At 71.2% G+C, this 21,130-nt stretch carries 24 protein-coding genes; 13 read left to right on the forward strand and 11 right to left on the reverse strand.

Features of this window, described 5'->3' with window-relative positions:
• Positions 1-105 precede the first annotated feature (105 nt).
• From RNB18_RS47545 to RNB18_RS47560, 4 genes are read left to right on the forward strand one after another with little or no spacing between them, the layout of a single operon-like run.
• On the forward strand, positions 106-522 hold the full coding sequence (locus RNB18_RS47545; RefSeq protein WP_311720408.1) for a hypothetical protein: 417 nt from the start codon (positions 106-108) through the stop codon (positions 520-522).
• A complete protein-coding gene (locus tag RNB18_RS47550; RefSeq protein WP_311720409.1) occupies positions 519-1,469 on the forward strand; it encodes a hypothetical protein in 951 nt (316 codons plus the stop codon). Before RNB18_RS47545 ends, RNB18_RS47550 begins: the two co-directional genes overlap by 4 nt.
• A 34-nt stretch (positions 1,470-1,503) precedes the next feature.
• Positions 1,504-2,025 carry a roadblock/LC7 domain-containing protein gene (locus RNB18_RS47555; protein ID WP_311720410.1) on the forward strand — a complete coding sequence of 174 codons (522 nt, stop codon included), beginning with the start codon at positions 1,504-1,506 and terminating at the stop codon, positions 2,023-2,025.
• A 20-nt stretch (positions 2,026-2,045) separates the two neighbouring features.
• Positions 2,046-2,420, forward strand: coding sequence for a roadblock/LC7 domain-containing protein (locus RNB18_RS47560; RefSeq protein WP_069764032.1), 375 nt, complete (start codon positions 2,046-2,048; stop codon positions 2,418-2,420).
• A gap of 16 nt (positions 2,421-2,436) precedes the next feature.
• On the opposite strand, the gene RNB18_RS47565 is transcribed toward RNB18_RS47560, so the two are convergent.
• The 3 genes from RNB18_RS47565 to RNB18_RS47575 form a co-directional block, all read right to left on the reverse strand.
• Positions 2,437-3,030: a hypothetical protein gene (locus tag RNB18_RS47565; RefSeq protein WP_311720411.1), complete on the reverse strand. Its 594-nt coding sequence runs from the start codon at positions 3,028-3,030 to the stop codon at positions 2,437-2,439.
• Between the two features lie 83 nt (positions 3,031-3,113).
• A complete protein-coding gene (locus RNB18_RS47570; protein ID WP_057611598.1) occupies positions 3,114-3,965 on the reverse strand; it encodes a MurR/RpiR family transcriptional regulator in 852 nt (283 codons plus the stop codon).
• Positions 3,962-5,494: an aromatic amino acid ammonia-lyase gene (locus RNB18_RS47575; RefSeq protein ID WP_311720412.1), complete on the reverse strand. Its 1,533-nt coding sequence runs from the start codon at positions 5,492-5,494 to the stop codon at positions 3,962-3,964. Before RNB18_RS47575 ends, RNB18_RS47570 begins: the two co-directional genes overlap by 4 nt.
• A gap of 140 nt (positions 5,495-5,634) precedes the next feature.
• On the opposite strand from RNB18_RS47575, the gene RNB18_RS47580 reads away from it, so the two are divergent.
• The 5 genes from RNB18_RS47580 (at position 5,635) to RNB18_RS47600 (ending at position 9,427) form a co-directional block, all read left to right on the forward strand.
• Entirely contained in the window at positions 5,635-6,672 is a 1,038-nt protein-coding gene (locus RNB18_RS47580) for an ABC transporter ATP-binding protein (RefSeq protein ID WP_311720413.1), read from the forward strand.
• Entirely contained in the window at positions 6,669-7,310 is a 642-nt protein-coding gene (locus RNB18_RS47585) for an ABC transporter permease (RefSeq protein ID WP_311720414.1), read from the forward strand. The genes RNB18_RS47580 and RNB18_RS47585 overlap by 4 nt, the downstream gene beginning before the upstream one ends.
• Before the next feature lies 1 nt (position 7,311).
• On the forward strand, positions 7,312-7,974 hold the full coding sequence (locus tag RNB18_RS47590) for an ABC transporter permease (protein ID WP_311720415.1): 663 nt from the start codon (positions 7,312-7,314) through the stop codon (positions 7,972-7,974).
• Positions 7,975-7,985: 11 nt separating this feature from the next.
• The gene (locus RNB18_RS47595) at positions 7,986-8,915 is read left to right on the forward strand and encodes an ABC transporter substrate-binding protein (RefSeq protein ID WP_311720416.1); all 930 of its coding nucleotides are present in this window, start codon (positions 7,986-7,988) and stop codon (positions 8,913-8,915) included.
• Positions 8,916-8,995: 80 nt separating this feature from the next.
• A complete protein-coding gene (locus RNB18_RS47600) occupies positions 8,996-9,427 on the forward strand; it encodes a hypothetical protein (RefSeq protein WP_311720432.1) in 432 nt (143 codons plus the stop codon).
• A gap of 396 nt (positions 9,428-9,823) precedes the next feature.
• Here the strand turns inward: RNB18_RS47600 and RNB18_RS47605 are convergent, their stop codons facing one another.
• A complete protein-coding gene (locus RNB18_RS47605; protein WP_311720417.1) occupies positions 9,824-11,212 on the reverse strand; it encodes a cystathionine beta-synthase in 1,389 nt (462 codons plus the stop codon).
• A gap of 162 nt (positions 11,213-11,374) precedes the next feature.
• Here RNB18_RS47605 and RNB18_RS47610 point away from each other — a divergent pair, with 162 nt between their 5' ends.
• The 3 genes from RNB18_RS47610 to RNB18_RS47620 all read left to right on the forward strand — a co-directional run bounded on the left by RNB18_RS47610 (position 11,375) and on the right by RNB18_RS47620 (position 14,822).
• The gene (locus RNB18_RS47610) at positions 11,375-12,406 is read left to right on the forward strand and encodes an SGNH/GDSL hydrolase family protein (RefSeq protein WP_311720418.1); all 1,032 of its coding nucleotides are present in this window, start codon (positions 11,375-11,377) and stop codon (positions 12,404-12,406) included.
• Between the two features lie 132 nt (positions 12,407-12,538).
• Positions 12,539-13,759, forward strand: a complete 1,221-nt coding sequence (locus RNB18_RS47615; protein ID WP_266384096.1) for an acetyl-CoA C-acetyltransferase — start codon at positions 12,539-12,541, stop codon at positions 13,757-13,759.
• Positions 13,760-14,027: 268 nt separating this feature from the next.
• Positions 14,028-14,822 (forward strand): hypothetical protein, encoded by a 795-nt coding sequence (locus RNB18_RS47620; RefSeq protein WP_311720419.1) that lies wholly within the window; start codon positions 14,028-14,030, stop codon positions 14,820-14,822.
• 3 nt (positions 14,823-14,825) lie between these two features.
• Here RNB18_RS47620 and RNB18_RS47625 read toward each other — a convergent pair whose 3' ends face one another.
• The gene (locus RNB18_RS47625) at positions 14,826-15,137 is read right to left on the reverse strand and encodes a hypothetical protein (protein ID WP_311720420.1); all 312 of its coding nucleotides are present in this window, start codon (positions 15,135-15,137) and stop codon (positions 14,826-14,828) included.
• Between the two features lie 104 nt (positions 15,138-15,241).
• Here RNB18_RS47625 and RNB18_RS47630 point away from each other — a divergent pair, with 104 nt between their 5' ends.
• Entirely contained in the window at positions 15,242-15,472 is a 231-nt protein-coding gene (locus RNB18_RS47630; protein ID WP_007382546.1) for a DUF4287 domain-containing protein, read from the forward strand.
• A 65-nt stretch (positions 15,473-15,537) separates the two neighbouring features.
• Here RNB18_RS47630 and RNB18_RS47635 read toward each other — a convergent pair whose 3' ends face one another.
• From RNB18_RS47635 to RNB18_RS47660, 6 genes are all read right to left on the reverse strand, one after another.
• Positions 15,538-16,431: a Bax inhibitor-1/YccA family protein gene (locus RNB18_RS47635; protein ID WP_311720421.1), complete on the reverse strand. Its 894-nt coding sequence runs from the start codon at positions 16,429-16,431 to the stop codon at positions 15,538-15,540.
• A gap of 148 nt (positions 16,432-16,579) precedes the next feature.
• Positions 16,580-17,755 carry a 4-hydroxybenzoate 3-monooxygenase gene (locus RNB18_RS47640; protein ID WP_311720422.1) on the reverse strand — a complete coding sequence of 392 codons (1,176 nt, stop codon included), beginning with the start codon at positions 17,753-17,755 and terminating at the stop codon, positions 16,580-16,582.
• 151 nt (positions 17,756-17,906) lie between these two features.
• Positions 17,907-18,581, reverse strand: coding sequence for a hypothetical protein (locus RNB18_RS47645; RefSeq protein WP_311720423.1), 675 nt, complete (start codon positions 18,579-18,581; stop codon positions 17,907-17,909).
• Positions 18,582-18,632: 51 nt separating this feature from the next.
• A complete protein-coding gene (locus RNB18_RS47650; RefSeq protein ID WP_311720424.1) occupies positions 18,633-20,567 on the reverse strand; it encodes a zinc metalloprotease in 1,935 nt (644 codons plus the stop codon).
• Positions 20,568-20,617: 50 nt separating this feature from the next.
• Positions 20,618-20,836 (reverse strand): hypothetical protein, encoded by a 219-nt coding sequence (locus RNB18_RS47655; RefSeq protein WP_007382551.1) that lies wholly within the window; start codon positions 20,834-20,836, stop codon positions 20,618-20,620.
• A 52-nt stretch (positions 20,837-20,888) separates the two neighbouring features.
• Positions 20,889-21,130, reverse strand: a 242-nt coding sequence (locus tag RNB18_RS47660) for a hypothetical protein (RefSeq protein WP_394817785.1), incomplete at its 5' end; no start/stop codon positions are given.

The raw sequence follows: 21,130 nt of genomic DNA on the forward strand, positions 1-21,130 counted from the left end.
TCGCGAGCATGTTCCACCGGAAAATGCCAGATCCCTCACCCGTCGCGCACACGTTGCGTAGTTTCGGCGTCACTCAGCCGAACCCCAGGCGGGAGGGGAGCCACGGTGCAGGGAATCGACGAGTGCCTGCTGGAAGCCATGCGACTGCCGGGTGCGCGGGGGGCCGCGCTGGTCGACTGGACGAGCGGGCTGGCCCTGGGCGCCGTCGGGGAAGCCCCCGGCGGCGACCAGGAGGCGGCCGCCGCGGAGGCCGCCGAACTCGCCCGGCTCGCCGCCGAGCAGCGCGCCTTCGCCTCCGAGAGCCCCCGGGCCGCTGAGGCGGCGGTGCCCGGGGACGAGCCGGACCCGCCGGTCGAAGACCTCATCCTCAGCAACCGGGACAGCTACCACGTCCTGCGGTTCGTGCCGACGTCCTTCGACAGCAGCGTGTTCCTGCATCTGTGGCTGGCCCGCGCGGAGGGCAATCTCGCGCTGGCCCGGATCCGGCTCGGCGAGATGGCCGGACGGCTGGAGCTCGGATGACGGCGGTCCGCACCACCACGCCCGCCACCCCGCCGCCCCGGCTGCCGGTGCGCGACAAGGCGGCCGCCCTGGACCGCGGCTGGGGCGGTGTCTCGCCGATGCTGACCCGGCTGGCCGCCGAGCGCGCCACCGGCATCCTGGTGCGCGAGCGCGGCACCCTGCACCTGGCCGACGGCAAGGTGGTGCACGCCGAGAGCCCGGCCGCCCCCGGCGCCGACGTCCTCCTCGCCGCCCACGGCACGCTGGACCCCGACGTCTGGCGGCAGGCCCTGGCCGAGAGCGTCGCGAGCACGGGGGGCGCCGGCACCGGGGCCCGCCGCCTCACCGGCGCCGAGGCCGTGCACCGGGCGGGCCGCCGACTGGTCGCGGGCGGACTGCTCACCGCGGGCGCCCTGGAGATGTGCCGGCTCACCGCGCTGTACGACGCGGCGTACTTCGCCCTCGCCCCGAGCAGCACCCCGGGCCGCTTCCGCTACGGCAGCGAGGACGGACCGGAGGAGCCCGCCGTCGAACCCAGAGAACCCGACGACACCCCGGGCGGCCCGCGCCCGGTCCCGGTCGCCGACCTGGAGCGCGAGACCCTGCGCCGCCGCGACCTGCTGCACCGCATCTGGCCGGACGCCCTGCCGGACGAGGTGCCGCTGACCCGGGAGCACCGCCCCGCGCCCCCGCTGCTTCCGGCCCGGCGGCAGGCGGTCCTGGCCCGCGTGGACGGCATCCGCACGGCGTCGGAGATCGCGCGCGAGCTGGGCCGCCCGGCCTTCCACACCCTGGTGGACGTACGGCGGCTGGTGGCGGCCGGAGTGGTCGCGCCCCGCCCGCCGGTGTCCCTCACCGAGCCTCTGCCCGGGCCGCCGGGCGAGGGTCCCCCCGTCGAGTCCGTCGAGTCCGTAGATCCCCACATCACCTTGCTGAAGAGGCTCAGGGATGCGCTGGAGGCCCTTTGAGCGGCAGCGGATCCGCGCCGAGAGGAGAGACCTGATGGCAGCAGCTCAGGACGGGATCCTGGAGGAGCTGCGCCGGCTCAGAGCCCGGGTGCCGCAGCTCACCGGCGCCCTCGCGGCGGACGCCGACGGTCTCGTCCTGGCCCAGGACACCCCGGGTGTCGATCCGGAGGCCGTGGCCGCCCTCACCGGGGCCACCCGGGCGCTCGCCGCCCAGCTGGCCGACGAGACCGGCCAGGGCGATCTGCGCGAACTGCTCGTGCGGGGCGTCTACGGCTACGTCGCCACGTACGCGGCGGGCGCCGGAGCCGTCGTCACGCTGCTCGCGCAGGACCGGGTCAACGTCGGCCGCCTCCATCTCGAGGGCCGCCGGGCGGGTGCCCGGATCGGGGAGCTCGTCGACAGCGCGGCCGCCGAGCACACAGAAGCCATCACGAAGGCGCCCGCGAAGCCCGCTCCGGCACGTGCCAGAGCGGCTCGCACATCCCGGGCCAAGCCCGAGGACCCGCGCGCCGCGGCCACCGCACCGACGGCGGCCCGCACCACCACCGAAAGTTAGACAACCGAGGAGACACAGTCATGGCCAACACCGAAACCACACTGAAGGAGGCTCTCGCCTCCATCGAGGGCGCGACCGGCGTCGCGCTCGTCGACTACACCAGCGGCATGGCGCTCGGCACCATGGGCGGCAGCAAGACCTTCGACCTGAACGTGGCCGCCGCCGGCAACACCGACGTGGTCCGCGCGAAGATGCGCACGATGGAGCACCTCGGCCTCAAGGCCCAGATCGAGGACATCCTGATCACCCTGTCCGACCAGTACCACCTGATCCGCCTGATCAGCGGACGCGGCGGCAACGGACTCTTCCTCTACCTGGTCCTGGACGCCAAGCGCTCCAACCTCGCGATGGCCCGCCACCAGCTGAGGCAGATCGAGAACGACCTGGAGGTGTGACCCGGGAGCACCGGAACTAGACCAGTGCCGCGGTGCGGCGGCGCGCTCCTCCCGGGGCCGCGTCGCCCGCCGCGATACCCGTGCTGCGGTACGCCTTGACCGCCTTGCCGACCGGGCGGCCGCCGTTCGCGGCGAGCCAGTCGACCCGCACCCAAAGCAGCGCGTCCTCGGCCCGCTCGAGCCGCCCGAGCCAGGCGGCCTTGAGCCTCAGTCCGGTACCGCACCCGGCCAGCAGCATGCCGCCCGCGACGGGCACGGCGAACGAACTCGCCAGCGCGACCAGCCAGGCCAGCAGCAGCCACCAGCGGTGTCCGCGGCGCCAGTTGCGCACGCTGACCGCACGGTCCTGGAGCACGTCGTGCTTTCCCGCGCGAGCGGCCGCCCGCCCCAGTGTCGTGTACCGCTTGCGGCGGCTGTACGACACCACGGCCACGGCGACGATGAACAGCGCCGCGCCCGCCATCACCCCGATCCGGCGCCCGGTCAGGCCCGGGATCAACAGCCCGACGCCCGCCGCGAACACCCCGAGCCACCACAGCGGCGCCGCCCCGGCGCGCACGACGACGGCCACCCGAGCCAGCCCCTGAGCCCTGCGATCTGCGCGTGCCACGTCCCGCCTCCTCGTCGTCCCGGCACAGTCCTGCTGGACGGGGAGAGTAGCGAGCGAACGTGAGACGAGCCTGAAAAAACGCACTACTCCACGAACAGCCCCCGCGCCGCCGCCCGCGCGTCGAACTCCTCCAGCCGGGCCTGCGCGTCCGGCAGGTCGTCGCACATCGCCTCCAGCAGCACCCGGCCCAGGAGCATCGGCGCGCAGGCGGTGTCGAAGGCGAGGCCGGTGCCGACGGCGGCGGGCAGCAGCAGGTCGGAGACCTTGGCGACCGGGGCGAAGGCGGAGTCGGCGACCGTGACGACGCTCAGGCCCGCCTCCTTGGCGTAGGCGAGGGTGTCGACGACCTCACGGGGATGCCGGGGCAGCGCGAAGCACAGCAGGGTCGAGGCGCCTGCGCGGACGGCGGCGTCGATGCGGTCGTGGATCATCGTGCCGCCCTCGTTGAGCAGCCGTACGTCCGGATGGACCTTGGCGGCGAAGTACGCGAAGCCGTACGCCTGGGAGGCGGCGGCCCGCAGACCGAGCACCGGCAGGGGGCGGGAGGCCGCGAGCAGCCGGCCGGCCCGCTGCACCGGCCGCGGGTCGGCGAGGATCTCCGCCAGGTGCCTGAGGTTCTCGATCTCGGCCTCGACGGCCTGCTGGTACTCGTTGTACGACGCCGAGGCCGCCGACTGTTCGGCGGGCGCGACCTCGCGCAGGTGCCTGCGCAGGGCGGGGTAGCCGTCGAAGCCGAGGGCGACGGCGAAGCGGGTGACGGAGGGCTGGCTGACCCCGGCCAGTTCGGCCAGCTCCACGCTGGACAGGAACGGCACGTCCCCGGCCCGCCGCACCATGCTGTGCGCGATGCGCCGCTGGGTCGGCGTGAGCCGGTGCCCCTCGAACAGTGCCTGCAGCCGTCCCGCGGGAGTGTCCACCCCGCCCGTGTCGCTCATGCCTCGCTCCCCCTCCAGATGTCCGTGAACCGGTCGAGCAGTGCGGCCGCCGCCGTCACGTCGCCCGTGAGCGGCCGGTCGGCCGGGTCCTCTTCGAGGACCGCCTCGGCGAGCTCCAGCGCGCGGCCCACCGGGAGGTCCGGGTCGGGCCTGAGGTCGCGCTGGCGCAGCGCCCGTACGGCGGCCACGAGTTCGCAGCCGACGACGAGACGGTACGCGCCGCACGCCCGCAGTGTCTGGCGCGCGGCGAGCGAGGCGAAGCTGGCCTGTTCCTCGACGCCTCGGGAGAGTACAGCGTGGCCGAGCGAGGCGGGCGCGGAGAAGGCCCGCAGGTCGCCGAGGGCGGCTCCGGCGGCGTACTCCAGGATCATCACGCCGGAGGAGGCGGGCTCCGGGTCGGCGAGGAAGGGCCTCAGGCGGGTGAAGGAGGGCTCGTTGAGCGTGGAGAGCCGGGACGTGGACAGGCGGGCGACCTGGGTGAGGGCCAGCCTGAAGTGGTCGAGAGCCAAGGCGAGTTGGGCCTGGTAGAAGCCGCCGTGGTGGTAGGCGGCCATGTCCTGGGGGGAGATGAGCGGGTTCTCGGCGGCCGCGTTGATCTCGATCGCGAGGACCTCCTCCAGGGTGTCGGCGGCGTCCTGGGCGGGCCCGTGGATCTGAGGGAGACACCGGAAGCCGTACGGGTCCTGGATCCGGCCGAGCGGCGGGGTGGGCCGGTCCTCCGCCCCGATCAACTCCCGCATCCGCCGCGCCACTTCGACGGACCCGCGGTGCGGCCGGGCGGCGTGCACGGGGGCGGCGTACGCCTCGTGCGACCCGTCCACGGCCAGCAGCGACAGCGCCCCGACGACCTGCGTGGCCTCGATGAGCCCGCGCAGCTCGTGCAGCGCGAGGGCGGCCTGGCCGAGGGTGAGGGCGTTGCTGCTGATGAAGGCGAGGGCGTCGTTGTTGTCGAGGAGCTGGGGCTCGGGGGCACCCCCGGCAGCACCGTCCACCCCTCGCCAGGGATGCTCCCCCGCCAGCGCCAGCCCCACCTGGGCCAGGGCCGCGATGTCCCCCGTGCCCACCGAGCCGAACTCGTTGACGACCGGGTACGTCCCGCTCTCCAGCGCCTCGCACAGGGCCGTCACGACGGTCGGCCGCAGCCCGGCGCCCCCCGCGAGCAGTTGGTTGGCCCGCACCGCGAGCGTCGCCCGGACCTGCCGGGCCGGGAGTTCCTCGCCGATCGCGCCGGCGTGGCTGCGCAGCAGCCGCAGACCGTGTTCGGCGGCCGCCTCGGTGGGCACGTCCTCGTTCCGGTTGGCGCCGACACCGGTCGAGCGCCCGTAGACGCGTCCGGTCGCGGCGATCTGGCGGGCGGCGTCCCAGGACTCCGTCACGCGCTTCATCGCGTCGGTCCCGGGCACCGGTCGCGCGCTCCCGTCGGCGAGGCGGACGACGTCCGCGACGCCGAGACCGATCCCGTCGAGGACCACCAAGCCCGTGTGCCCGACCTTGACGGGATCAGGAGTGTCCACGATCCGAGACGACATCTAGCTCAAACTCCCCTCAAGCGGACATCTGATCTTGCCTGGCGGTCATCCGTTACCTCGGATTAACACCGAACCGTTGACAACCTATTCAGCTACCGAGAACTCTGCATGACGTTATACAGCCGGGCAAGGGACATCTCATGATCCAGTTCGACACGGTCCACAAGCGCTTCCCCAACGGCACGACAGCAGTGCACGATCTCACCCTCGACATGCCGGAAGGCGGCGTGACCGTCCTCGTCGGATCCTCCGGTTGCGGCAAGACGACCACCCTCAGAATGATCAACCGGATGGTCGAGCCGACCTCCGGCACCATCAAGGTCGGCGGCAAGGACGTCACCGAGCAGAACGCGGCCGAACTGCGCCGCTCCATCGGGTATGTCATCCAGCAGTCGGGCCTCTTCCCGCACCGCACGGTGCTGGACAACATCGCCACCGTCCCGCTCCTGCTCGGCCACGGCCGCAGGAAGGCCCGGGCCCGGGCGGCGGAACTGCTGGAGACCGTCGGCCTGACCGCCGAGGCCGGCAAGCGGTACCCCCACCAGCTCTCCGGCGGCCAGCAACAGCGCGTCGGCGTCGCCCGCGCCCTCGCCGCCGATCCGCCGGTGCTCCTCATGGACGAGCCCTTCGGCGCGGTCGACCCGGTGGTGCGCACCCAGCTCCAGGACGAACTGCTCCGGCTCCAGAAGGAGTTGAGCAAGACCATCGTCTTCGTCACCCACGACGTCGACGAGGCCGTACGCCTCGGCGACCGCATCGCGATCTTCCGCACCGGCGGTCACCTCGTCCAGTGCGCCCCGCCCGCCGAGCTCCTCGCCCGTCCGGCCGACGACTTCGTGGCCGACTTCCTCGGCGCCGAGCGCGGCCTGAAGCTGCTCTCGCTGAAGACCCTGGCCGAGGTCCCGCAGGGCCCGGCCCCCGACGGCGGCGCCTGGACCCTCGTACGCGACGAAGCCGGGAAACCGGCGCACTGGCGCTCGGCGGACGCCCTCGAACTCCCCGTACGGCCCCTCAGGGACGGTGACTCCCTGCTCGCCGCCCTCGACGAGTCCCTCGCCTCCCCCACCGGTCTGGTCGCCCGCGTCGACGCCGACGGCGTCCTGACCGGTGTCACCTCCCGCGACGAGATCCACCGGCACGCGGGCCGCGCCCACTCGGAAGCCCGGGTGGCCGCATGACCATCGACTGGTCGTGGATGTCCGGCCACACCGACGACCTGACCACCCTGACGGTCTCGCACCTCCAGGCAGCCCTGAGCGCCGTCTTCTTCGGCCTGCTGATCTCGCTGCCCCTCGCGGTGGTCGCCCACCGGATCCGCCCCCTGCGCGGCTTCCTGCTCGGGCTCTCGAACGTCCTGTTCACGATCCCGTCCATCGCGATCTTCGTGCTTCTGCTGCCGGTCAGCGGCCTGACCCGCACCACGACCGTGATCGGCCTGACGGTCTACACCCTGGTCGTCCTGCTGCGGAACACGGTCGAGGGCCTCGACTCGGTCCCCGCGAAGACCAAGGAGGCCGCGAAGGCGATGGGCACGCGCCCCCTGCGCACGCTCCTCACCGTCGAACTGCCCCTCGCACTCCCGGTGATCATGGCGGGCGTGCGCATCGCGACCGTCATGTCGATCTCCCTGGTGTCGGTCGCCACCTACATCGGCGACGGCGGCCTCGGCCAGCTCTTCACCGACGGCTTCCAGCGCGACTTCCCGACCCCGGTGATCGTGGGCGTGGTCCTCACGCTCCTGCTCGCGGTGGTCGCGGACGCCCTGCTGGTGGCCCTCCAGTACGTCCTGACCCCATGGCGGCGGAGGCGAGCCTGACATGTACGAACTCTTCAAGAACCTCGGCTCCTGGCTGACCAGCGGCTCCCAGTGGACGGGAACGGACGGCATCGCCCATCGCCTCGCCGAGCACCTCCAGTACTCACTCCTCGCGACCCTCGTCGCGGCCGCCATCGGCCTCCCCCTCGGCCTGCTGATCGGCCACACCGGCAAGGGCGCTTTCCTCGCGATCAACCTCGCCTCCTTCGGCCGCGCCCTGCCGACCGTCGGCCTGGTCGTGCTGGTCTTCCTGGCCGGCGGCCTGTCCATGCTCCCGGTCTACGTCGCCCTGGTCGCCCTCGCGGTCCCGGCGATCGTCACCAACACCTACGCCGGCATGACGGCCGTCGACCCGGACGTCAAGGACGCCGCCCGCGGCCAGGGCATGCGCGGCCACCAGGTCCTGTTCCAGGTCGAACTGCCGCTCGCGCTCCCCCTGATCATGACCGGCCTGCGCCTGGCACTCATCCAGGTCGTCGCCACCGCGACCATCGCGGCCTACGTCTCCTTCGGGGGCCTGGGCCGCTACGTCTTCGACGGCCTCGCCCAGCGTGACCTCGTACAGGTGCTCGGCGGAGCGGTGCTGGTCGCCGTGGTCGCCGTGGCCCTCGACCTGCTGCTGTCCGGCCTCCAGCGCTTCCTCTTCCGCCACCGCACTGCTTAGGGATCCCTTCGATGAACCGACGCACTCTCCTCGGCGGCCTCTTCGCAGCGGCCTCCGTCCCCGCCCTCGCCGCCTGCTCCAGTGGCGTCACCTCCCTCGACGGCCAGGGGAGCTCCTCCGGTGGCGGCGGCTCCAGCAAGGGCGGAGTCACCATCGGCACCGCCAACTTCACCGAGAACCAGGTGCTGGGCTACCTCTACGCGGCGGTGCTCCAGCAGGCCGGCGTGAAGGTGAAGGTCCGCCCGAACCTCGGCACCCGCGAGATCGTGATCCCCGCGCTCAAGGCTGGCGACATCGACCTGCTGCCCGAGTACCAGGGCGCCCTGCTCAACTACCTCGCCCCGAAGGACGCCTCGGCCGAGCCGGGCACCATGCAGAACGCGCTCACCCTGGCGCTGCCCGGCGGCCTCCAGGTGCTGCCGTACGGCCAGGCGGCCGACTCCGACTGCTTCGTCGTCACCAGGGCGACCGCACGGAAGTACGGCCTGACCTCCCTCGCCGACCTCGCCAAGCAGAACGGCGAGCTGGTCATCGGGGCCGCGCCCGAGGTGAAGAAGCGCCGGGTGGGCGCGGTCGGGCTGAAGGACGTGTACGGCGTCGAGTTCAAGGAGTTCAAGTCGCTCGACTCGGACGGCCCGCTGGTCAAGGGCGCTCTGAAGAAGGGGGACGTGGACGTGGCGAACCTCTTCACCACCGACACCGACATCGCGGCCAACGGCTGGGTGGTGCTGACCGACCCCAGGAACCTCATCCCCAGCCAGCACATCGTCCCCCTCATCGCCGACCGCAAGGCCGACGACACGGTCCGCAAGGCGCTCGCCCGCCTCGGGAACGTCCTCACCACCGAGCAGCTCACCCAGCTCAACAGCCAGGTCGACAACGACAAGAAGGACCCGGAGGACGTGGCGGACGCATACGCGAAGCAGCACGGGCTGGCGTAGGAGGGACCCCCGCCGCAACAGGGGGGGTAACCCCAGTGCAGCGGGCGTTCCGGCTGCCTACCGTGGGTTCCATGACCCCTATGGATGAGCGGGACCCCGAACTCAAGAAGGAACTCAACGCCACCCTGCAGGCCCGCAGGGAACTGGGCGAGGAGTACGAGTCCGCGCTGGTCGACTCGTTCCTGGAGAAGGTCGACCAGCGGATCGACGGCGCCGTGGACCGCCGGCTGCGCCGGCAGCTCGCCGAGCAGCAGATGGTGACGGCCCGGGGCGCCCGCTCGCCCAAGTCCACCGACTCCTTCGGCGAACGCTTCGGCTTCGGCATCGTCTCCCTGGTGCTGGCGATCCCGCTCTCCGCCATCGGCGGCGGCGTGGCCCACCTCCCGGGCCTTCTGGCCGCCTGGGCCGGCATCGTCGGCGTCAACGCCTTCCAGGCCGCGCGCACCAACCCGGACCTGTTCCGGGGCCGCCGTCACCGCGGGTCGTCCAAGGACAGCGACTGGGAGGGCTGACACCGGCTCGGGGTCCGTCAGGCGTGGCTCGACGGCGGCGGGTGGGCAGAGTGTCGGACGCGGCCGTAAAAAAGTAATGCGCGGGGACCGCCGCACCCCCGTTACCGGGGGGCGGGACGACGGCGGTCCCCGCGAAGGACGTCGACCGGGTCAGGCCAGGTCTCACGTCCGGCGTCCATGGAGGTCCGGGAGCCGCTCCGGAGGTCCTTGGACGTTTCGGTGCCGGCTGGGGCGGGGAGCCGCTCCCGCCCTGCCGACATCCACCAATGTGCCGGACCCGTGTTAAGCGTGTGCTGCGCGGACGTGACGCGCTCGTACCAGTTCCGCGAAGTCCACCCTTTCGGTGGGAAACCGCAAGTTCGCCGCCGTCACCAGGGGTTCACCGGACGTTTCCCGCTACTTCCCGCCCTTGGCGAGGAAGGCCAGCAGGTCCTGGCGGCTGATGACGCCGGTGGGCTTGCCCTCCACGAGGACGATGGCCGCGTCCGCCCGGCCGAGGACCGACATCAGGTCGCCGACCGGCTCGCCGGAGCCGACCTGGGGGAGGGGGGCCGACATGTGCTTCTCCAGCGGGTCCTCCAGCGAGGCCCGCTGGGCGAACAGGGCGTCGAGCAGCTCGCGTTCGACGACCGATCCGACGACCTCCGCGGCCATCACGTCCGGGTGGCCGGCGCCCGGCTTGACGATCGGCATCTGCGAGACGCCGTACTCGCGCAGGACCTCGATGGCCTGGCCGACGGTCTCGTCCGGGTGCATGTGGACGAGGGAGGGGATGGCGCCGTGCACCTTGTCGTTCAGGACGTCGGCGACGCGGGCGCTCGGGCCCTCGTCCTCCAGGAAGCCGTAGTCGGCCATCCACTCGTCGTTGAAGATCTTCGAGAGGTACCCGCGCCCGCTGTCGGGGAGCAGGACCACCACGACGCCGTTCTCGTCCAGGCGCTCGGCGACCCGCAGGGCCGCGACGACGGCCATGCCGCAGGAGCCGCCCACCAGCAGGCCCTCCTCCTTGGCCAGCCGGCGGGTCATCTGGAAGGAGTCCTTGTCCGACACCGCGACGATCTCGTCGGCGACGGTCCGGTCATAGGCGGTCGGCCAGAAGTCCTCGCCGACGCCCTCGACGAGATACGGCCGCCCCGACCCGCCGGAGTACACGGATCCCTCGGGGTCGGCGCCGATGACCTGGACCTTGCCGTCACTGGCGTCCTTCAGATGGCGGCCGGTGCCGGAGATGGTGCCGCCGGTGCCGACGCCCGCCACGAAGTGGGTGATCTTCCCCTCCGTCTGCTCCCACAGCTCGGGGCCGGTGGAGTGGTAGTGGGAGAGCGGGTTGTTGGGGTTGGAGTACTGGTCGGGCTTCCACGCGCCGGGCGTCTCGCGCACCAGACGGTCGGAGACGTTGTAGTAGGAGTCCGGGTGCTCGGGGTCCACGGCGGTCGGGCAGACGACGACCTCGGCGCCGTAGGCCCGCAGGACGTTGATCTTGTCCGTCGACACCTTGTCGGGGCACACGAAGATGCACTTGTACCCCTTCTGCTGCGCCACGATGGCGAGCCCGACCCCGGTGTTGCCGCTGGTCGGCTCGACGATGGTGCCCCCGGGCTTCAGCGCCCCGCTCTCCTCCGCCGCCTCGATCATGCGCAGGGCGATGCGGTCCTTGACGGAGCCGCCGGGGTTGAAGTACTCGACCTTGGCCAGGACGGTCGCCTTGATGCCCTTGGTCACGCTGTTGAGCCTCACCAGCGGGGTGTTGCCGACGAGGCTGATCATCGAGTCGTGGAATTGCACCGTTGTCTCCGGATGCTTGCAAAAGAAGTGGACCTGGTGGTCCGGCCAGCCTATGGCCTGATCGGGCGCCATGACGGTCGTTCACTCCCTGTTGGGATTGGGCCACGGTCCGTGCGGGGCAAGGAGTGGGTGTAGCGGGTTCGACGGAGGTGGCGGCGACGTATGACGAGCATGTCGAGGGCGAGGACGGCCAGGCGGATCGCGGCCGGCGCCGCGTACGGCGGCGGCGGGATCGGTCTGGTCGGCGCGGCGGCCATGGGGCTGCTGCTGGCGGAGGTGCGGCTGGCCAGGCGGCAGGTGGGCAACGGCACGACGCCGCACGTCCCGCAGGCCGAGGGCCGGTACGGCCATGCCTACGCCACCGTCGGCGAGCCGCCCCTGCGCCTGGTGATGCTGGGCGACTCCACGGCCGCGGGCCAGGGGGTGCACCGGGCGGGCCAGACGCCGGGCGCCCTGCTGGCGTCCGGCCTGGCGGCGGTGGCGGAGCGCCCGGTGGAACTGCGTAACGTCGCCCTCCCCGGGGCCACCTCGGACGACCTGGACCGTCAGGTGGCGCTGACGCTGGCGGTCCCCGAGCGGATCCCGGACGTCTGCGTGATCATGATCGGCGCGAACGACGTCACGCACCGGATGCCGGCGACGCGTTCCGTGCGCCATCTGTCTTCCGCGGTACGGCGGCTGCGCACGGCCGGTGCCGAGGTCGTGGTCGGCACGTGTCCCGACCTGGGCACGATCGAGCCGGTCCAGCAGCCGCTGCGGTGGCTGGCCCGCCGGGCCTCACGCCAGCTGGCGGCCGCGCAGACGATCGGCGCGGTGGAACAGGGCGGCCGCACGGTGTCCCTGGGCGACCTGCTGGGTCCGGAGTTCGAGGCGAACCCGCGGGAGCTCTTCGGCCCCGACAACTACCACCCCTCGGCGGAGGGCTATGCGACGGCGGCGATGGCAATACTGCCGACGGTGTGCGCGGCCCTGAGCCTCTGGCCGGCCGACGAGGACCGCCCGGACGCCTCCCGCCGTGAGGGCTTCCTGCCGGTGGCGCGGGCCGCGGCGGAGGCAGCGTCGGAGGCGGGCACGGAGGTCGCGGCCGCCATGCCGACGGGCCCGAAGGGGCCATGGGCCCTGCTGAAGCGCAGGCGCAGGCGGCGGGTCAAGGAGGCGGAGCCGTCACCCACCAGCGCCACGGGCGTCCAGTGACGGAGTACAAAGCAAGCGCTTAGACAAAGGTCACACCGTCACCCCCGTGACCCAGCCCATACGTACGGGTAACTTCCCAAGCAGCCACGACCCGAAGACCGAAGAACACCCTCGTACGCCAATGGAGCCGTGATGCCCGAAGCCGTGATCGTCTCGACCGCCCGCTCCCCCATCGGCCGCGCCTTCAAGGGCTCCCTCAAGGACCTGCGCCCGGACGACATCACCGCCACGATCATCCAGGCCGCCCTCGCCAAGGTCCCGGAGCTCGACCCCCGCGACATCGACGACCTGATGCTCGGCTGCGGTCTGCCCGGCGGCGAGCAGGGCAACAACCTCGGCCGGATCGTCGCCGTACAGATGGGGATGGACCACCTCCCCGGCTGCACGGTCACCCGCTACTGTTCCTCCTCGCTCCAGACCAGCCGCATGGCCCTGCACGCCATCAAGGCCGGCGAGGGCGACGTGTTCATCTCGGCCGGTGTCGAGATGGTCTCCCGCTTCACCAAGGGCAACTCCGACAGCCTCCCGGACACGCACAACCCCTTCTTCGCCGAGGCCGAGGCCCGCACCGCCGCCGTCGCGCAGCAGGAGGGCACGACCTGGCACGACCCGCGTGAGGACGGCCTCGTCCCGGACGCCTACATCGCGATGGGCCAGACCGCCGAGAACCTCGCCCGCTCCAAGGGCGTCACCCGCCAGGACATGGACGAGTTCGGCGTCCGCTCGCAGAACCTCGCCGAGGAAGCCATCAAGAACGGCTTCTGGGAGCGCGAGATCACCCCGGTGACCCTCCCCGACGGCACGGTCGTCTCCAAGGACGACGGTCCGCGCGCCGGCGTCACCCTGGAGGGCGTCCAGGGCCTCAAGCCGGTCTTCCGCCCCGACGGCATGGTCACCGCCGCCAACTGCTGCCCGCTCAACGACGGCGCCGCCGCGCTGGTCATCATGAGCGACACCAAGGCCCGCGAGCTCGGCCTGACCCCGCTCGCCCGCATCGTGTCGACCGGTGTCTCCGGCCTCTCCCCCGAGATCATGGGCCTCGGCCCGGTCGATGCCAGCAACCAGGCGCTGCGCCGCGCCGGCCTCACCATCGACGACATCGACCTGGTCGAGATCAACGAGGCGTTCGCCGCCCAGGTGATCCCCTCCTACCGCGACCTCGGCATCGACCTCGACAAGCTGAACGTCAACGGCGGCGCGATCGCCGTCGGCCACCCCTTCGGCATGACGGGCGCCCGCATCACCGGCACGCTCATCAACTCCCTCCAGTTCCACGACAAGCAGTTCGGTCTGGAGACCATGTGCGTGGGCGGCGGCCAGGGCATGGCGATGGTCATCGAGCGCCTCAGCTGACGGAACGTGTCCAACCGGCAACCCAGTGCCACTCTTTGGCCCAGAACCGAGGAAACTCCAAGGTTCTGGGCCGATTTGTGATCCAATCTCCCCCAGGATGTGACCTATATCGCTCGCGCCGGAATTTCCGCAGGTCACACCCCTCCATTGCTAAACCCCCGACCCAAAGCCCTGTCCGATTCGTGACGTTACGCACTGACAGCGGGATAGTCCGCCCTTCAAGCTGATGTAGGAAGTCGGGGGTCGACTTTGAACCGGGAGTACGTCAGTGAGCGCCATGCCGATCGCCTTGTTGGTCACCACGGCCGCCACGGGCGCCGTGGGCGTCGCCGTCCTGCGCACCCTCATGGTGTTGCGCCGACAGGTCGCCGCCCTGCACGCCGAGCTCGCCAGGAACAACACCGCGCCCGTACGGGGCCTGGTACCGGCCGCCCGCACGGCCGCTGACGTCGACGAGATACGCGCCGCCGTGGCCGAGGCCCTCGCCGAGGAACGCGAGCGTGAACTCGCCGAGGCGCGCGCCTTCTGGGCCGCCCAGGAGGCACGTGACGCCTCCGACGCACCCTCGCTGCTCGGACTGCCCGACATTGACCTGTTCCTGCCCCGGCAGGCCGATTTCGTGGGCCTGGAGCCGGTGTCGGAGCCTTCGGCCGACGCGGACGAGTTCGCCGGCGGTACCAGCGGAGACAGCCCCGAACTGGCCGCGGCCCGCCGCCGCCACCCCTCCCACCCGGACTTCGTCCCGGTCGGCTCACCGGTGGTGGGCGACCACGAACGCACGGTGGCGACCCTGGAGGAACTGGCCGCCTCCGGCACCGAACTGGCCGACGTCCGCCCGGGCCCCCTCGGCACGCTGGACGTCTACGTCTTCGCCGACGGCACGACCCTCTGCATGACCCCGGGCCACCGCGAGACGGCCGAGCGCCTGTCCGCGGCGCTGCGCGCGGGCGAGACCCCGGTGCTGCTGGGCGGCTCGGGCATCTCGGGCGCGTACACGCTGACGTTCGCGTGCGGCGAGGAAAACGTCTACATCCTGGCGGACCGGGTCATAGCCTCCCTGTAGGAGTCACACTCCGGCACGCCGCTGGGCCTGTGCCACCAGTTCCATCGCTTCTTCCACTTGGCTCTCGTCCGTCAGGACGAGAGCCAAGTCATGTACGGCCACCGTGATCTGGTCGGCGGCGGCGAACATCCCCGCGTCCGGCATCTCGCGAAGTCCGGTCCCCGGCTCCTCCAGAACCTGCGTCCGGCGGGCGAACTCCCGGGCCAGCCCCAGCGCCTCGGCGGCGGCGCCCCGCTGCAACCGGCTCTGCGGCGCGGCCCGCAGACGGTCGGCGAAATGGTCCACAGCCCGGGTCAGACGCGAAGTATCAGCCACCCGGCAACCGTACGCGTCGCACCGGGACTGTTGCCAACAGGCGAACGCTCAGGCACGGTGACCTGAAGGACCGGCTTACATCCCCTTTGCGTCCGGAGGCGCCGATGTCCCACGTCCTCTCCGAGGAGACCCACCGCAACCTGCTCGCCCGCATCCCCCACTGCACCGGTCGTGAAGTCTCCGACTGGCTCCGCACCGTCGACGAAGGCCCGGCCCTCTTCCGCTTCGAGGAAAAGGTCAGCTGGCTCCGCCACGAACACAACCTCGCGTACGGCCACGCCAAGGCGATCATCCACGAGTACGACCTGAGGAGGGCCGCGCGCAGGTACTTCTGAGCTGCGCACATGCCGAAGGGCCCCCGTTCGGAACCGGGGGCCCTTCGCCGTACGACCGTCGAGGACTAGTCGCTGCTGTTGAGGATCGCGATGAGTCGCAGGAACTCCATGTAGATCCACACCAGCGTCAGCGTGAGACCGAACGCGGCCAGCCACGCCTCCTCGCGCGGGGCGCCGTAGGCGATGCCGTCCTCGACCTGCTTGAAGTCGAGGGCGAGGAAGCACGCGCCGAGCAGGACGCCGATGATGCCGAACAGGATGCCGAGGCCGCCGCTGCGGAAGCCGAGGCCGTCACCGCCGCCGAAGGCGGCGAACAGCAGGTTGACCACCATCAGCAGCATGAAGCCGAGCGCGGCCGCCATGACGAAGCCGTAGAACCGCCGGTTGACGCGGATCCAGCCGGCCTTGTACGCCACCAGTACCGCGGCGAAGACCGCCAGGGTGCCGATGACGGCCTGCATGGCCGCACCGCTCGCGATGCGGTTGTCGACGATGCTGGAGATGACGCCGAGGAACACGCCCTCGAACGCGGCGTACGACACGATCAGCGCGGGCGTGGCCGTGCGCTTGAAGGACTGCACGAGCGCCAGGACCATGCCGATCACCGCGGCACCGATACCGATGCCGTACGAGCGGCCGATGTTGGCGTCGTCGACGGGCAGCAGCGCCCAGGCGAGCGCGGCCGTGACGATCAGGATGCCGAGCGTGGTGCCGGTGCGCATGACGACGTCGTCCATCGTCATCCGGCCGGTGGTCACCGGGGTCTGCGGCGGTGCGCCCTGCTGCAGGTCCTGCTGGGCATAGGGGTTGGTCGCGTACGGGTTGCCCTGCGGCTGCGCGTAGGGGCTGCCCTGCGTGCCCACGGCTGCGCCCCCGGCCTGCGGCGCGGTGTTGAAGCCCGCATAGCCGTTGTCGCGGCTGAACCCCCGTCGCGAGAAGACCGGGTTGCTGCTCCTCATTTCACTCCTCCATGGCCACCGTCTGTGGACCTTGCCCTCAAGAGTAATGGGTAGGCAAAGGAATGACCCTAGTGCTTGAGGAGGATCTTCCCTCGATGTGCTGGCCAACACGCTACGCGTACGCGTGATTCCCGGCACCGGAGGGGCCTCACCCGAAGGGGAAGCCGGTGTACCCCTCGGCGAGGTCGGTCTCGGCGGCCCGCGAACCGGTGATCCGCTCCAGCCGGGCCAGCTGCATCCGGTCCTCGAAGGGAGTGGCGTCGGGTGCCCGGTGCAGGAGGCTCGTCATGTCGTACGAGAACCGTTCGGCCTGCCACACCCGGCGCAGGCAGGTCTCCGAGTACGCGTCGAGGCGCTCGGCCGAACCGGTCTCCTTCCGGTTCGTCAGCGCCCTCGCGAAGGTCACGACGTCCCCCACGGCGAGGTTCAGGCCCTTGGCGCCGGTGGGCGGGACGATGTGCGCCGCGTCGCCGGCGAGGAAGAGACGGCCGTGGCGCATGGGCTCGTGGACGTAGGAGCGCATGGGGGTGACGGACTTCTGGGTGATCGGGCCGCGTTCCAGGGTCCAGTCGTCGTCCGTCTCGAAGCGGCGCTCCAGCTCGTCCCAGATCTCCTCGTCGTCCCAGCTCCCGGCGTCCGTGCCCTCGGGGACCTGGAGGTAGAGGCGGGTGACGGACGGGGAGCGCATGGACAGGAGGGCGAAGCCGCGGTCGTGGCGGGCGTAGACGAGTTCGTCGTGGGAGGGCGGGACGTCGGCGAGGATGCCGAGCCACGCGAAGGGGTACGTCCGTTCGAAGACCTTGGTCAGTTCGGCGGGGATCGCCTTCCTCGCGACGCCCCAGAAGCCGTCGCAGCCGACGACGTACTCGCACTCCAGGACGTCCTCGCGGCCCTCGTGCCGGAAGCGGACGCGCGGGGTGTCGGTGTCGGCGCCCTCGACGGCCAGGGCCTCCGCCTCGAACAGCAGGGGGCCGCCGTCCTTGAGCTGGAGGGCGATGAGGTCCTTGCAGACCTCGGTCTGGGCGTAGACCATCACGGACCGGCCGTCGGTGAGGGCGGGGAAGTCGACGCGGTGGCGCTTCTTGTCGTAGCGCAGCTCGATGCCGTCGTGCGGGAGTCCCTCGCGGTCCATGCGCTCCCCGGCGCCGGCCGCGCGCAGCACGTCGACCGTGCCCTGCTCCAGGATCCCGGCGCGCTGGCGGTGCTCGACGTAGGCGCGGTCGCGGCTCTCCAGGACGACCGAGTCGATGCCGGCGTTGTGGAGGAGCCGGGCGAGGAGGAGGCCGGCGGGGCCGGCTCCGATGATGCCGACGGTGGTACGCATCGGGCGTTCCCTTCGGAGACCTTAGTTGTTCGCATGGTGAAATTTCTTTCACTTTCGTGCGAGGAGTCTGCGCCGGGGGTCTGCCGATGTCAACGGTCCGTGCGGCCGCCGGACCCGCGGAAGGCTGCCGCGGGCCTGGCGGCCGGACGGGTCAGCGGCCGGGCCAGCCGTCCAGGTGGCGGTGCATGGTGACGTCGTCCTGCGCGTCGCCCTTCGGGGCGTCGGCCACGGCGTCCTGAAGGACGGTGTTGACCTCGGCGGCCAGGGCGTCGGCCCGGGTCCGCAGGTCGGCCGCGGGGATCCGGGAGCGGGTCAGGGTGTCCAGCCGACGGTGGATGTCGGCGAGTTGGCGGCGGTGGTCGGAGTCGAGGGTGAGCGGGGTGGGCGTGGAGACCACGAACTGGTAGGCGCCGGCCAGGGTCTGGCAGCCGGTGCAGCTCTTGTTGGTGGCGTCGCTGAGGTTCACGGCGTTCAGGCGGGTGTGCTCACCCGCCATGGTGACGATCTGGAAGGACAGCGCGACCGAACGGCAGGCGTCGTCGGCGGTGCAGCCCGACGAGACCGCGTTGGCCTGGTTGCGCACGGAGGCGGCGTTCACCTTGCCGAACTGCCGGATGGTGAAGGAGTCCTTCTGCTCCGTGTGGTCGAGACGGCCGGCATGACTGAAGACATGGTCCGACGCGACGGCGACCTTGGCCGCCCCGCCGGTCGCGGCCTGCGCCGGCACGGCGGTCGCCACACCGGCGACACCTGCGGCGAACAGCCCCACGCGAACGGCACGCCGGGTGAACGGGGTGGGGGTACGGGGTTTTCGGTGGCTGTTCAAGGGATCTCCTTGGATGGATGAGTACGGATGTGGGACACGACCCCTGCCCTCTCAGGACGCCCCCGGTGAACCGCCGGCCGGCGGTGGGGACGGGGTCTCGACGGGTGAGGGCGGGATGCTTTCCGACGGGGTCGGGGACGAGGCGGGGGTGGAGGGGCCCGCTCCTGTGCCCGGTGACGACGTTTCCGGGGCCGCCGATGTGCCCTGGGTCGGGGACGCCGGTCCGCGGGAGGAACCCCCGGTCGCCTGGCCCGGTGCCGTCGCGGACGACGCCGGTGAGGCGGACGTCGATGCGTCGGCGGATGTCCCGGGGGTGGGGGCGCCGGTGCCCGTGGAGCGCCCCGCCGCCGAGGGCGGAACCGCACCGGGGCCCGTGCCCGCCGGGTCGTCCGAGGCGTCCTGGTCCGAGGTCGAGGCGTTGCCGTCAGGGGTCGTGGCCTGGCGGGGCTGCGGTTCCTCCGTCGACACCCCGGGCTGCAGGATCGGCGCGATCGGGGGCTTCTTCGGGAGCGGCTGGGGTGTCAGCCCGGACGTCCATGCGTAACTGAGGCCCGTCAGCCCGGCGAAAAGCACCGCGCACAGCGCCACCCGCAATCGGGGCCGCCCCGCCGTGGACCGCTTCGCGGCCCGCAGGAGCCGCCCTCCGATCTTCACGGAGAGATAGACGACACCGCCCATCGGGATCAGCAGCATCAGACAGCCCAGCACCCCGACGAGCCCCTCGACGACCTTGCCGTCCGCGAAGGCCGACCCGGTGCCGGAGAACTGCTCGACCATGGACCGGGTCATCGTGGCGATGATCCGGGGCAGGTTCCACAGCGCGTAGCCCATCTCGCCGATGATCAGCGGGACCATGGTGAGCACCCACGCGGCCACGATGGTCCGCGCCGACTTCTTCAGCCCGGCAACCTCTTTGCGCGCGGCCCGTCCCTTCCGCCCCGGCACCAGACCGAGCAGGATCGGCTTGATCTTGCCGTAGAGGTCCGGAACCCCGGCGAGGTCGCCCAGGATGTAGTAGCCGTCCAGCCGCACCGCCGGCATCAGCTGTTCGAGGATCTCGAAGTGCCCGAGATACACCGCGGCCAGGAAGAACGGCTCCCCCGTGGCGAAGTACAGCCCGGCCATGGCGAGCATGAAGACGACGTTGAAGTAGACCCCGCCCAGGTCGGTCCTGATCCGCCCGCCGCGTCCGATCCGGTAGACATCGGTGACATCGGTGTACATCGACGGCCAGATGAGGAAGATCCCGCAGCCGATGCACCCGGGCCGGGCGCCGCCGTAGGTGCACGCGGAGGCGTGGCCGAACTCGTGGAAGACGAGCGAGGCCACGGTCAGTGCGAAGACGATCAGGATCAGCACCGGCTGGTCGAGGACCTCCAGGACCGGCTCGATCGCCCCGAAAAAACCGAACAGCCACACGTCCATGGCCACGGTCGTGAGCAGTACGGCCGCGACCACGACCGGCCGGTGCAGCCACGCGAACATCCGCGCGATCCGTGCCGTGCGCCGCTCGTCGAAGATGACCCGGTGGCCCTTGAGGGCGAGCAGCAGGTCGGAGCGCGGTGCGTCGACCTCGTCGCTTTCCTGGCCCTCGGGGACCGTCACCCCGAGTGGTTCGAGCTTCTTCTCCACCAGATAGCGGATGTTCTCGCCGCTGACCTCGCGGCCGAATCTCGCGCTCACCCGGTGGGCGATCGACTCGGTGTCGCGTACGCCGTCGACGGACGACGCCACGAGATGCAGCAGCCGTGACAGCTGCACGACCTGCCCGTCCCCCCGGCGGGCGATGTACTTGGGCTCGGTGAAGCCCGATCCCTGGTACTCCCCGTGCAGTCGCAGTCCCGCGCTCAGCCGCGGCACCAGCGGCTGTTCGACGACCGGCAGGCTGCCCGTGGCCACCTGCTCGTACGTCACCGGCCAGCCGCCGGGCCCGGGCACCGGCCCGGGGTCGTACAGCGTCGGGGGCCCGTCTCCGAGCACTGTCATATGTGGTCTCCCCCCACGTCCTCCCCGCTTCCCCCCTTGCATGGCCGTCGCTACTGCTTGACGACGATCGACTGCGAGGCCTGCGACTCGGCGACCGAGTACGAGGAGTGGTCGTTGAGCGCCGCGGACTGGTTGTCCGCCTGGATGTTGGCGATGTGCTTGGTGACGTTGGTCGTCTTGTTGAAGCTGAACTTCAGACGACCGAGGGCCTCCCGGCCCGGCAGCAGCTCGGCGGACTCGGTCTCCAGCTCGTGCATGTCCATGCTCATGACGGACGTCCTTTCAGGTGATGTGGATCGGGTTCGAGGTGGTGCGCGGGTGCTACTGGGTGACCGTGATGCTCTGGCCCGCACTGGAGGCGGCGGCCGACGCGAAGGAGTGGTCGTTGACGGCCAGGGACGAGTTGTGGGCCTCGACGTTGGCGATGTGCTTGGTCACGTTGGTCGTCTTGTTGAAGCTGAACTTCAGACGACCGAGGGCCTCCCGGCCCGGCAGCAGTTCCGCGGACTCGGCCTCGAGCTCGTGAGCGTCCATCATGATCAATTCCCCCTCAGGGATGGGCA

This window comes from Streptomyces doebereineriae, assembly GCF_031845645.1.
GTDB classification, from domain to species: Bacteria; Actinomycetota; Actinomycetes; order Streptomycetales; family Streptomycetaceae; genus Streptomyces; species Streptomyces canus.

Excerpts from the sequence above, each read along its gene's own strand:
- RNB18_RS47550 (WP_311720409.1), top strand. The coding sequence starts at position 519 with ATGACGGCGGTCCGCACCACCACGCCCGCCACCCCGCCGCCCCGGCTG.
- RNB18_RS47580 (WP_311720413.1), top strand. The coding sequence starts at position 5,635 with ATGATCCAGTTCGACACGGTCCACAAGCGCTTCCCCAACGGCACGACA.
- RNB18_RS47610 (WP_311720418.1), top strand. The coding sequence starts at position 11,375 with ATGACGAGCATGTCGAGGGCGAGGACGGCCAGGCGGATCGCGGCCGGC.
- RNB18_RS47615 (WP_266384096.1), top strand. The coding sequence starts at position 12,539 with ATGCCCGAAGCCGTGATCGTCTCGACCGCCCGCTCCCCCATCGGCCGC.
- RNB18_RS47555 (WP_311720410.1), top strand. The coding sequence starts at position 1,504 with ATGGCAGCAGCTCAGGACGGGATCCTGGAGGAGCTGCGCCGGCTCAGA.
- RNB18_RS47590 (WP_311720415.1), top strand. The coding sequence starts at position 7,312 with ATGTACGAACTCTTCAAGAACCTCGGCTCCTGGCTGACCAGCGGCTCC.
- RNB18_RS47630 (WP_007382546.1), top strand. The coding sequence starts at position 15,242 with ATGTCCCACGTCCTCTCCGAGGAGACCCACCGCAACCTGCTCGCCCGC.
- RNB18_RS47635 (WP_311720421.1), bottom strand. The coding sequence starts at position 16,431 with ATGAGGAGCAGCAACCCGGTCTTCTCGCGACGGGGGTTCAGCCGCGAC.
- RNB18_RS47640 (WP_311720422.1), bottom strand. The coding sequence starts at position 17,755 with ATGCGTACCACCGTCGGCATCATCGGAGCCGGCCCCGCCGGCCTCCTC.
- RNB18_RS47585 (WP_311720414.1), top strand. The coding sequence starts at position 6,669 with ATGACCATCGACTGGTCGTGGATGTCCGGCCACACCGACGACCTGACC.
- RNB18_RS47575 (WP_311720412.1), bottom strand. The coding sequence starts at position 5,494 with ATGTCGTCTCGGATCGTGGACACTCCTGATCCCGTCAAGGTCGGGCAC.
- RNB18_RS47570 (WP_057611598.1), bottom strand. The coding sequence starts at position 3,965 with ATGAGCGACACGGGCGGGGTGGACACTCCCGCGGGACGGCTGCAGGCA.
- RNB18_RS47650 (WP_311720424.1), bottom strand. The coding sequence starts at position 20,567 with ATGACAGTGCTCGGAGACGGGCCCCCGACGCTGTACGACCCCGGGCCG.
- RNB18_RS47655 (WP_007382551.1), bottom strand. The coding sequence starts at position 20,836 with ATGAGCATGGACATGCACGAGCTGGAGACCGAGTCCGCCGAGCTGCTG.
- RNB18_RS47560 (WP_069764032.1), top strand. The coding sequence starts at position 2,046 with ATGGCCAACACCGAAACCACACTGAAGGAGGCTCTCGCCTCCATCGAG.
- RNB18_RS47600 (WP_311720432.1), top strand. The coding sequence starts at position 8,996 with ATGGATGAGCGGGACCCCGAACTCAAGAAGGAACTCAACGCCACCCTG.
- RNB18_RS47595 (WP_311720416.1), top strand. The coding sequence starts at position 7,986 with ATGAACCGACGCACTCTCCTCGGCGGCCTCTTCGCAGCGGCCTCCGTC.